This window comes from Stieleria marina (assembly GCA_007741555.1).
In the GTDB taxonomy this organism is placed as follows: Bacteria; Planctomycetota; Planctomycetia; order Pirellulales; family Pirellulaceae; genus K23-9.
Genome location: CP036526.1, coordinates 3,211,504 through 3,223,615, shown reverse-complemented (window position 1 = coordinate 3,223,615; position 12,112 = coordinate 3,211,504). Strand labels below are relative to the sequence as shown.

Here is a 12,112-nt window from a genome sequence, read left to right as displayed (position 1 = left end):
AAGAGCTCCCAAAGGAACGTTCGGCGAACAGCACCCTGCAGGGATATTGATTCGTAGTCTGTCAAATTTGCACTACACTGGATTCGTTACACTAATGGCGAGAGTCCCCACCCAACTAGCTCCCGACACTCCGCCATAATAGCTCGCAAGAGCCCCGCCTCGACACATTCTCACCTCGTCGCCCCGATCAACGAATATGCGTTCGCGTTTTCACTTCATCGCTACGTGGCTGTTGTTGCTTAACACAGCTGCCGCATTTCTGATGGCTGGTCCTTTATCCGCCCAAGAACCAAACTCGGCGATAAAGAATCAGGATAAAATGGGCGCGGAGTTTTTTGAGCGACGTATCCGCCCGATCTTGGTCCAGCATTGCTACGAATGCCATAGCGAAACCGCCGGCGAACAGCAGGGCGGGCTGCTTCTTGATCGCCAGGCGGGATGGATCGAAGGTGGCGACAGCAACAAAACTGTGATCCCCGGCGAGCCGGACGCGTCGTTGCTAATGGTCGCCGTTCGCTATGAGCGTGACGATTTGCAAATGCCGCCGGATGAACCGCTGAGTGAAGAATCAATTGCGCTGCTTGAACAATGGATCGCCGGAGGTGCTCCCGGACCGCTGGAAGACATGGGTGAGACGGAGTTTTCACGATTGGGCGATCAGCCATTCATCTTTGAAAAATCTAAGCAGCACTGGGCGTTTCAACCAGTCACGAATCCGCAGCCACCGCAGAACCAAAACGTAACCTGGAATGATGCACCGATCGATCAGTTTGTGTTCGCAAGAATGCAGCCGCACGGATTGCAGCCATCGCACCGCGCACGTTCACCTGAACTCTATCGCCGGCTTAACTATGTCCTGACAGGATTGCCACCTAGCCGGGAAGCGATCGAGACATTTGAGCAAGCAATCGGCAAAGACCGCGACGCAGCGATCCAACAAGCGGTCGATCAGCTGCTTGATTCGCCCGCCTTTGGGCAGCATATCGCTCGCATGTGGTTGGACGTGACGCGTTACGCGGACACCGACAGTGCGTATCGTGCTGACACAAAAACGCCCCACTACTTTCCGTTCGCGTTCAGCTACCGCGACTATGTCGTCAACGCCTTTAACGAGGACAAACCGTACGACAAATTTTTGAAGGAACAGTTTGCGGCCGATCTGTTGGGTGCCAAGCCAGAGTCGCCTGAGATGGCAGCCTTGGGATTTTTGGGCGTGGCTCCACATGCCAATCGCGCCGCCAGCGAAGCGTTGGATGACTGGATCGATTTGACGACCCGGGGACTGCTTGGGCTGACCGTCGCTTGTGCCCGATGCCATGATCACAAATACGAACCAATACCTACGGTCGATTATTATTCGCTTCGCGGTGTCTTTGGCTCGCTGGATCGTCCTCACCCACTGGACGAAAAAAAGCAACCGCTCCTGGCTGCTTACCAAGCGACACCGTCACAGCGGGCCGACTATCGGAAGAAGCGAGCGACGATCGACAAAAAAATCGCCGACGCGGAGGGCCAGAAAGCCAAAGGAAACAATCGGTCCGTGGCACAGAAGATTCGCGAGACAGACTTGGCCGAGCTTTTGCTGTTTCACCCCGGCGCGCCTGCGCGGTCGATGGTGGTTCGTGAAAAGAAGAAACGTCCCCGATCGTTTGTTCATATTCGAGGTGACGCACGAGCTCGCGGTGAAGATTCGCCGGCAAGATTTCTAAAAGTCCTGGAACCTGAGCAACGACCGTTTGATTCTGACAACAGCGGTCGGCTGGAATTAGTCAATCGAATCGCAAATCCAGAGAACCCGCTGACGGCCCGAGTTTATGTCAATCGCATTTGGGGTTGGCTGATCGGTTCGCACTTGGTGGACACCCCGTCAGATTTCGGACTGCAAGGATCACCTCCCACTCACCCCGAATTGCTGGATTATCTGGCTGCCGATTTTGTTCGCAGCGGATGGTCCACCAAACGATTGGTACGACAAATCGTTACGAGTGAAACTTTTGCGCAAAGCATTTGTGCAACGACGGGCCGCGGCCCCAACGTCAGCTGCACGGAACGCGAAGGCATCGACCCAACCAATCGATATCTGTGGCGTGCCAATCGCAGACACCTCAGTATCGAAGCGATTCGCGACAGCGTTCTAGCCGTAAGCGGCCAACTTGATCAGAGCCTGGGTGGGCATGCTGAACAACTTTGGCCAGCGAAAGCGGGAGCGAAGAACTACGCGCGGCGGCGGACGATCTATGGGTACATCAATCGATTTAATTTGGATCCCACGCTGCGGGCATTTGATTTTCCATCTCCCATGCAAACACAGCCGACGCGCGGGGAAAGCATCGTCGCGCCCCAGGCGTTATTCCTAATGAATTCGCCGTTCGTTAGCGACCAAATGCAGCAACTTGTGCAGTCCGACCGGTTCACACAACTCAGTGCGGATGATCAGAAGATTGACTTTTTGTTTGACAAAATTTTGCAACGATCCCCCGCCAATAACGAACGGACTCGTGTAAGCCGCTTTGTTGAGTTCCAGCAAAGGATCGTTGCAGCGAATAAGAACCCGAATCGATTCAAGAATGATCCTTGGCCGTTGGTTGCTCAATCATTGGTGATGAGCAATGAATTTCAGTACTTGGATTAGTTGCCACCAGGACACAAAGCTGTGAATCAATTCTCTCGCAAATCTTTCTTGCAATCGACTTCGTTGGGCTCGCTGGCGCTGGCTTCCTTGGTCGGACGATCGACTGCCTCGCAAGCGGCGGAGCGTGCAGTCGACGAATCGCCACTGGCTCAGCGGCAGCCGCCCTTTCCAGCCAAAGCAAAACGCATCATTCACTTGTTTATGAATGGTGGGCCATCCCAGATGGACACGTTTGACCCCAAACCCGAGCTTAGCCGGCTGGATGGGCAGGAGCTGCCAGAGTCGATCAAAAAAACGCTTCAACCAGTACAACGAAAACGCGCCGGTCATATTTTTGGGTCGCCGTTTCAGTTTGCGCGTCAAGGACAAAGCGGACTGAACGTGAGCGAACTGTTTCCAAACGTCGCAAAGCACGCCGATGAACTCTGTGTCGTCCGATCGATGCAAGGCGAAATCGCAAACCACACACCAGGACTACTGCTAACCAACTGCGGCCACTCGACGCTTGCACGTCCAAGCCTCGGGTCATGGTTGTTGTATGGACTTGGAAACGAAAGCGATGAACTGCCCGGCTTTGTCGTCTTGTGTCCTCGCGGGCTGCCCACGGCGCAATCACGGAACTGGACCAGCGCGTTCATGCCTGGCGTTTACCAGGGAACGCACATTGATACCGAAGCCCGCGGTGGGCAACTGGTTCCCAACCTGACTCGCAGCGATGTTCGGGTCGGTACCCAGCGAGCTCAAGTCCAGCTGACTCAATTTTTGAATCAACGTCACGCGACATTGCGTCCAGGCGACCAGCGGCTGGAAAGTCGCATTCATTCGATGGAACTGGCGTTTCGCATGCAGTCGGCCGGGACCGATGCGTTTGATTTGGCCAGCGAACCGCAGCATGTGCTGGACGACTACGGGGATACCATCCAAGGTCGCAACCTGCTGATTGCCCGTCGCCTGGCCGAGCGCGGTGTCCGCTATATCCAGTGTTATCATGGTGCCGGCCAACCTTGGGATAACCACGGATCGATCGTCAAAAACATCAAACGATTGACTTCCGAATCTGATCGCCCCATCGCAGCATTGCTGAAAGATTTGAAACAACGCGGCATGCTGAAAGACACGTTGGTCATCTGGGGCGGCGAAATGGGACGGACGCCGACGGTGCAAAAGGTCAAGAATCCGGCCACGGTGGGGCGTGATCACCACATCGATGGCTACACGATCTGGATGGCTGGCGGGGGTGTTCGCGGTGGGACGACGTACGGAGCGACCGATGAACTAGGGATGAAGGTCGTGGAAAATCCGGTCTCGCTGCACGATCTGCACGCCACAATTTTGCACCAGATGGGGTTCGATCACAAAGAATTGACTTACCGGTATTCGAGCCGCGATTTTCGTTTGACGGATGTCCACGGCCGCATCATCGACGATATTTTGGCGTAGCGCGTCGCAGCAAGTAAAATCGGGGTGATGACGGTTTACGCGAATTGGCTTGCGATAACTGACGCAACCGTCGCGACTGATCGCCGTTTTGGCGGCAATTGTCCGATTCACGACGTCGGCGGCAATCCTAAGGCTGCACAGCGTATGTGCTGGGGCACACTTCAATGCTCGATTTCACGAACGCCATCGAAATCAGATTGCCGGCGAAGCGAGCGAATGATCTTCACCAGAGTTTTGTCGCAAACTTGGGATTTTTTGATGACACAATCACCCTCCTTTTCCGCTTTAACTAATGGAGACGAAATCGACCAAGTCATTCATTTGCCCCATCAGGAGTCGGCCGTAATGAGCGACCAAGAACAACGTGAATCCCGCATGGTGCAGCGGATCCGAAGGATGATCAGCGTCAATGATCATTTGCGATCCTACGCATCCGCTCTGCAAGTCACGGTTGAAAACGCAGCCGTCGTGCTGCGTGGCCACCTGCCGTCCGAAGAACTCAAGCGACAGTTGTTGCCGACGATCCGCCAAGCCGGAGTGCTAGCTCGAGTGAACAACTGCGTCCAAGTATCTGCGTAGCTGATATCCAGGTAGTTGCTGTTCATGCACTTGCTGTCCATGCACTTGCTGCCAGGGCATTTGCCTGAATAGACGACACCGGCCGAAACCGTGTGCGAATCACGATCGCGAAACACACAGTTATCGGCCCTCCCGCGATCTCTCAACAGCGACCTGCCAACAGGTGTCCGCCTGAGAATGCAGGGCGGCACGCTTCTGCTTCGGCGTCCCAATCAGACGCCGCGCCCCCCGGTTTTCTTTCGACCGTGGACTTGGCTGATCTCCCCCGCTGCGATCGTCTCGGCGGCATTAGACGGTCCCAATCGAACGCAGCCGGTGGCGAGATTTGCGGATTGGGAAATTAATTCTGGCGACTTTGGCCAGGCTAGCCCAGTGATCCGTTTGGACCGCGGATTTAGTTGCTATCGTGTTTTGACTTGACTTGATAAACTCGCTGCGAATCATTTCGTCTTGGCAGCCGATCGGCCACCGCAATTTGGTGGGACAAGCGTCCAGTTTGTCGGTTCCAACCGGACAGGTTGCAACCCCCCATTTCACTCCGCTCACGCGCGACGATCGCCAAGACTTTTCGCCACTCGTTTCCTTCGATCCAACCAGTTTCTTGAGTATCTCCATGCCGCAACGCAAAGGTTCAGATTATGCCGGTCTGTCGGTAGCCATCATCACTCCGTTTGCCGATGGTGAAGTCGACTATGGACGCCTCCGCGAGCAAATCGAATTTCAGATCGACTCGGGCACTACCTGCTTGGTTCCCGCTGGAACGACGGGTGAATCTCCGACGCTTTCGCACGACGAACACGACCGACTGATCTCGGAAGTCATTCAAATTGTGGCCGGACGCGTGAAGGTCATGGCCGGCACCGGCAGCAACAGCACGGCAGAAGCGTTGCGATTGACCAAGCGGGCTGCCGATGAAGGCGCCGATGCAACGCTTCAAGTCGCTCCCTACTACAACAAGCCTACTCAGGAAGGTTTCTTTCAGCATTTCAAAGCGGTTGCTGAACACGTCGACATCCCAGTCTGTGTCTATAACATTCCAGGACGCTGCGGCAAAGAAATCGAAGTCGGAACGATTCAGCGACTGTCGGAAATCGACGGCATCACAATGGTCAAAGAAGCGACCGGAAAACTGGACCAATGCAGTGCCATCGTTGGCACCACCGACCTGACCGTGCTTAGCGGTGACGATTCGCTGACGCTGCCGATGATGAGCGTCGGTGCCGAAGGCGTCGTGTCAGTGGCCGGCAACTTGGTGCCGACCGACATGATCAATTTGGTCCGTGCTGCCAAAGAAGGCGATATGGCCGAAGCGATGGCGATGCACCACAAACTGTTCAAGCTCTGTCAAAACATGCTGGGCCTGGCAACGAACCCCATTCCGCTCAAAGCAGCTATGGCGATGGTCGGCCGCGACACGGGCGAATTACGCTTGCCAATGACGGCACTGGAAACTCCAGAAGCCGAAAAACTGCGCGAAACGCTTTCGGCCTACGGCATCGAAACAGCCGCGAAAGTTTAGAAAGGCAAGGCGAAGTTTTTCGCCTTGCAGCAATTTCGCCAAGCAGTGTTAATGCTCCGGCCGGCAAAACGGCTCTCTGGACAGGTTCCAACGGGGGCAGATTCCAACGGGATTCTGAGATGGATAGGTTCCATTTGGTTTCCCGTTAAGCGTGTCCTGCGACATTGCACAGGACCGCCAAATTCGGTCGTATTACGCCACTCGCTTGGCGTATAACCACCATTCTGCAGCTAGCATGATCAACACTCCGATCAGCAAGATCCGCCAGTATTCGCGTCTGGATTCCACGCCGCCGGTCACTGCCTCTACGGCTTCATAACCCAGATCGACACTGGGCAGTGCCCCCAGGTCGCTTTCGCGGGGATCGAACAGATTAACGGCAAACAGATCCGCTAGCTTGCCGTCTGCTTCGACTCGGTAATTACCGACCGATTCCGTATCGACGACTTCGACCACACCTGATGGCCCGGGACGCATCTTTTTCAGCTCCGTGCCGACGCGACCGATCTGAACTTCCTCCAACGCACTTTCGACTCGCACGCGAACGGTTTCGCCGGGCCGATACGACGGCGCTCCGCTGGCTTCCGCAGCACCCGCTAGATAACGCAGCACGTTAAGCACAAACACGGGCCAGGATCGTTCGGCATACCAGTTCGTATTTGCCTGCGTCAAACCATCTTCGTCCAGGCTGATGATATCGAAACCCAACACCAAATCTTGGTAACCGTCACGAGGCGCGATGCACAGCATGGGGCCGACATCCGCGTCAATCAGTTCGGACATTCCAGGCGGGCCTTCGATCGCGCGACCGCTGAAAATCAACAGCGAATAGACTTCCAAATACCTCATCAAAGGATGCGTACGGTCGAGGTCGATCAGGACGACCGGCCCGGGCGGCGTCGCCCACCGCCAGCCTTTGCTGTCAGCGTCGGCAGTCACGCCATCACTCACGCCGTCAGCGACATTCGCATCGCCTGTGGCAGAAACACTTTCCGCGCCGTCAGTCGCAGCAACACCGGCGTCAGCATTCGGCGGCAACGCACCGATAAAGAACGTGTTCGTCGTCGGCATCGTCTCGGGCGAACAGCGATCGTAGATGATCAAATCATCGACGCCCGCGTCGGCTCGTTGTTTGTATTCATCTGTTTCTAAATAGCTTGGAAACTGCACATCTTTGATGCAGATTTTCGCAGACTTTTCCGTCGACAATCCCAACTCCAGCGGCGTGTTGCCTTCGGTGATCAATAAGACCGACACCGTTTTCATAGGCGTCAGACCAGCGTAAGCCACGTTGTCCAACATAAACGGGTCTTTGGTTTCCAACACCAATCGCAGCGAGACGGCTTCTTCGCTATCCATCGTGAATGACACGCCTGTTTCTTCGCCAGGTTCCAGCGAGACGGTTGACGCGTCAATCAAAGAATCTTCGACGAACAACGAAACGGTCGACGAGGATTCGCTGGTGCCATAGTTGATGACTGTCGCAAACGCTTGGACCTCGCTGGGTTTTTCGACATTCCGCTCGGCGGAGAACGCCGTGATCGCCAAATTGGCAACCGTTTCGCGACCGATGCTGATGTATTCGGGCGTCAAATTGCCCAAGTCAAACTCGGTCGCCGGTTGGAATCCGCCGTCACTAAAAAGCAACAAGTCAGCGTTCAACGCATCGGCAACCTGCACGTCGTTGACGTCACCAACTTCGCTGGAACGCTTCGGATTAGCAAGTCCATCAGCCGCCTTTAAAGCCCCCAAAATATCCGTGGGGCGATTGGTCACTTCGGCTCTGGCCAGTGCGTCACGCAGTCGGCGCCGATCGGACGTAAAGGACTGCAGAACTTCTGCACGATCATTAAACGTCACCAACATCGATTGATCCGTATCGTTCATCAGATCGATTCGTTCGCCAATCAGACGCTTGGCTTTCGCAAACCGGCTCGCGTCATCTGGGACGTCGGCCGTTAACATGCTGGCTGACGTATCCAACAAGTGCACACTACGTCCTTGGCCAGACGTTTCACCGCGATGCCCTGGGCGTAGCAGTGCCAAAGCAGCCAGCAGCACGGCCAACAATTGCAGCAGCAGCAAGAGATTTCGTCGCAGTCGCTGAAGCAAACTGTTGACGTGAAGATCTTCGACCGTTCGCGCCCACAGGTAAGTACTGGGGACTTCGACCGGTTCGCGGCGCAGTTTCAAAAAGTACAGCAGGATGATGCCAAGCGGCACCGCACCCAGCAACAACCACTGGGGCCAAGTCAGTGTCGATATCCAGCTCATCGCACGACTCCGCGTTCACGCAAATATTTTGTCACAATCGTTTCCACAGGCGTGTCGGTTCGGACCGGCACGTAGACGATCGATCGCTTGGAACAAAAGGACTTGATCGACGCGATAAAATTCTTGACTGTTTCTTTGTACTGATCAATCACGTACGCATTGATGGTGACTTCGGCATTGTCACCGTCTTCGACATCGATGAGCCGGCGATCGCCACGCAGCGGCGGATCAATTTCTTCGGGTGACAAAATGTGCATCACGAACACATCCATTTGGCGACCAACCAACATTCGCAGCGCCGATTCGTACCCTTGCTTGTCCATCATGTCGGTCAGCAAAACGACCACGCCGCTACCGGAGTTTCGCATCGCAAAATCACGCACGCCGTCGTGAAGCGAAACATTGTGTCCACTGCCGAACGAATCCAGGTAAGCCAGCATTTTGTGAAGACTAGCTCGACCGCGAAGCACCGGTGCGCGTCGTCCTTCGGGGCCCAATGCCGCGACACTGATCCGGTCAGCCCGGCAGAGCCCGACATAACCCAACGATGCGGCAAGCTGTTTTGCAACGAACAGTTTTTTGGGATCGCCAAAGTTCATCGATTCGCTGGCATCGATGAGCGCGTAAAAATGCAAATCCTCTTCTTCTTGGAACAGTTTTAAAAACAGCTGATCCAACCGGGCATACAGATTCCAATCGATCAATCGCAGATCGTCGCCGGGAACGTAATTACGAAAATCCGCAAACTCGACGCTCTGGCCTTTGCGGCGACTGACGCGTTCGCCCTTAAGACGCCCACGAAATACTTTGCGAGACACCAATTCCAAACGCTCCAATCGCCCGAGCAATGCGGGTGATAGCAGCGGAACACCGACCCTCGATTTAGCGGCGGGTTTCGCGGGAATGGTTTCATCGGGGGGGATGCTTGTCGACATACGCCAGATTGTAACGAAAAATTCCATGTCAGGCCGTTTTGATGACCGCTGGAGTCGAGCAGAAAATGAATTGGCGAATTTTGGGAAATGGTTGCACGGATGTCCTCGCGCCACGTCACTAATTAGGTAGACGATCTTTGCGCGACAACTCTCGCTGAGTTCATCGCTAAAGGCCCGATTAGACTCCCCTCCCAACCCCGTCTTGATCCATGCGACTGACACTCCGAACCCTGCTTGCCTATCTCGACAACACGTTGGATCCCAAAGACGCCGAAGCGCTGCGGGAAAAACTTGCAGAGAGTGGTTTTGCGACTCAGCTGGTTCAGCGAATTCGAGCCACCTTGGTTAGTCGCACTTTGTCAGCGCCGTCGCCCGATGCGGTCAGTCCGCTTGATGAAGCGAACGTGATCAGCGAGTACCTGGACAGCACTTTGTCGGCTGAGCAGATTGCCGAGGTCGAAAAAGCGTGCCTGGAATCGGACACGCATTTGGCAGAAGCCGCGGCGTGTCATCAAATTTTGACGATGGTTTTGGGCCAACCAGCCAATGTCAGCGAAGCGCTTCGTGATCGCGTTTATCAATTGCCGGATCGCTTGATTCAAGAAATCCCGACCGCTGCTTCGGGTAGTTTTTCGGGAGTCAGTTTGCCCGACCAAGCTGGCTTGTCACCCGAAGGCTCCGGGTTTGGGGCCAGCCCACCGGTAGAATCGGTTTTGGAGTCATCGATCGGGCCGGTCAAGCCGGTCGGTGCGGGCGACTCGGGAGTCAGCGATGCACCGCAACGACTCCGGGAAGCCGAGGTTTCCGAGAGCCATCGCCGTGCACGCGCGACCGCCGAAGACATGTATGGCGGATCGATTCGCCCATCGCGAATCACTCCTTGGCTGGTATCGCTGGCGCTGGCGGGCGTGTTTCTGTTTGCTCTGTCTCGCGTCTTGGCTCCCCTGATGACGGGGCCAATCGCACAAAACGAAGAGAAACTGGGCACAATTGGTGCCGATGGAAAACGCACCAATGTGGTGGTCGACGATCCGACATTCGACACGGATGTCTCGGAAGACGAATCAGTGCAAAGTGCGGCTGACGACATCGAAGTGTCTGCGGCAAACGCACCGATCATGGAAACGGTTGGTACGCCAGGCGTCGAAATCAAATCGACCGACGAGACGGAAATCACCGAACTTCCGCTGCCAGCTCCCAAACCTGATCCGGAAACGGTTGCGGTCGATACCGCTCCCGAGATGACAGAATTGCCTGCCGGTGACGAGACAACTCTGCCATCGAAAACACCTGATACGGTGATGGAGATCGCGATGGCCACCCCTCCAACAGCTAAAGAGTTGGCCGACGAAAAGATGGCTTCGCCGGAAGCTGTGACTGCCGCTGACAAAACCGCCGATGCGCCCGACGCAAGTGCACCGGACGGTGCGCCCGCAGTGACCGATCCAGCTCTCAACAATCCGGCCCTTAATCCGGCGGACGACAAAGCAGTGGCCAAAGCCGTCAGTGGCCGGACAATCTTGCTTGCGACGGGAACAGCGAACGAAGCGTTTGCTAATGCGAATTGGACGCGAGTGGAGAAAGACATGTCGATCAGTCCGCGAGCGACTTTGATCAACGCACCCAAATTTCGTTCCGAACTGGTAATCAACACGGAAGCGAAAGTGACTTTTGTCGGCCCCACAAAAGCGAGTTTCTTGGCAGCGAGAAACGACAAACAAACGGCGGGATTGAAACTGGAATACGGCAAAGTCCTGATTCGATCCAAAAAGGACGATGTGGTCATGCCGTTTCAGGTCATGGGACGCGACATCGAATTGCAGTTTCCAACGGCGGACTCAGTCGCGGCGATCGAAGTGATCTGGTTGCGTCGTCCTGGATTCGATCCTTTTAAACCCGAAAACCACGTTCCTGTCGCGCGGATTGTCGCTGTCGCGGACCCCGCCGGGTTGGCCAGCGAATTCGTGGTGGCATCCGCAGAAGGCGACGAAAAGCTACTGGCAGACCAACAATGGATGGCGCGAGGCGATGATGCGCCCAAAGTGTCCGACTTGATCGAACCACTTGTCTGGGCGACCGAAGACACGGAAAGTTCGATCTTGGATCAGAGTGCTCGCAAAGGCTTGATGGATTTGCTTGCTCAGCAACAACCATTGGCGTTGTCACTGCGCGAAGCGACCAGTTTTCGTCAAGCCGAAGTCGCCGCCTTGGCCGCGCAGTTAATGCTGCACTTGGGACAACCCGACGTTTACTTTGGAACCGACGGGATTTTGTCACAACCCAAACAGCGTTCGTATTGGACGGAACATTTCGGCGAACTGCGTAACGCGATGAACCGCGATGCGACGTCAGCGACTTTGCTGAACGACCAAATTGCGCAGATGGATTCGGCCAATGCAAAGAACCTGATGCGTTTGCTGATCGGATTTTCGCAAAGCCAGCTGGTCGAAAGCGCCGACGACGACTTGATCGAAATGCTGGATTCCAATTCCATGCCCGTCCGCGTTCTCGCTACAGAGAACTTACGCGAAATCACGGGGACAACGTTGAATTTCTGGGCCGGCGAGGACAACGCGGTGCGTCGAGTCCCTGCGATCAAAAAATGGCAAGTCCGTCTTCGCAAAGGCGACATCCGCTGGAAAACAGAGTGAACGCCAGAGCACATGCTCCTGGCAAAGTACTTGCAAACAACGACACCGACAAAGATCTCACCCGAAGCGTTCGCTGCCTAAG

Annotated in this window: 7 protein-coding genes; 5 read left to right on the top strand and 2 right to left on the bottom strand. The window is 55.2% G+C overall.

Annotated elements, in window-relative coordinates; genetic code table 11:
- Positions 1-196: 196 nt before the first annotated feature.
- From K239x_RS11220 to dapA, 4 genes are all read left to right on the top strand, one after another.
- Positions 197-2,632, top strand: coding sequence for a PSD1 and planctomycete cytochrome C domain-containing protein (locus tag K239x_RS11220; RefSeq protein WP_145417957.1), 2,436 nt, complete (start codon positions 197-199; stop codon positions 2,630-2,632).
- Positions 2,633-2,653: 21 nt separating this feature from the next.
- Complete coding sequence (locus tag K239x_RS11215; RefSeq protein ID WP_145417955.1) at positions 2,654-4,072, top strand: DUF1501 domain-containing protein; 1,419 nt, start codon at positions 2,654-2,656, stop codon at positions 4,070-4,072.
- A gap of 258 nt (positions 4,073-4,330) precedes the next feature.
- Complete coding sequence (locus K239x_RS28465) at positions 4,331-4,651, top strand: BON domain-containing protein (protein WP_419189936.1); 321 nt, start codon at positions 4,331-4,333, stop codon at positions 4,649-4,651.
- A gap of 613 nt (positions 4,652-5,264) precedes the next feature.
- A complete protein-coding gene (gene dapA, locus K239x_RS11205; RefSeq protein ID WP_145422312.1) occupies positions 5,265-6,170 on the top strand; it encodes a 4-hydroxy-tetrahydrodipicolinate synthase in 906 nt (301 codons plus the stop codon).
- A 192-nt stretch (positions 6,171-6,362) separates the two neighbouring features.
- Here dapA and K239x_RS11200 read toward each other — a convergent pair whose 3' ends face one another.
- Together K239x_RS11200 and K239x_RS11195 are read right to left on the bottom strand one after the other, a co-directional pair.
- Positions 6,363-8,444, bottom strand: coding sequence for a VWA domain-containing protein (locus K239x_RS11200; protein WP_145417953.1), 2,082 nt, complete (start codon positions 8,442-8,444; stop codon positions 6,363-6,365).
- Positions 8,441-9,379, bottom strand: a complete 939-nt coding sequence (locus K239x_RS11195; protein ID WP_419189935.1) for a DUF58 domain-containing protein — start codon at positions 9,377-9,379, stop codon at positions 8,441-8,443. Before K239x_RS11195 ends, K239x_RS11200 begins: the two co-directional genes overlap by 4 nt.
- 209 nt (positions 9,380-9,588) lie before the next feature.
- Between K239x_RS11195 and K239x_RS11190 the strand changes: the two genes are divergently transcribed.
- Entirely contained in the window at positions 9,589-12,030 is a 2,442-nt protein-coding gene (locus K239x_RS11190; RefSeq protein ID WP_145417949.1) for a hypothetical protein, read from the top strand.
- The last annotated feature ends 82 nt before the right edge of the window (positions 12,031-12,112 follow it).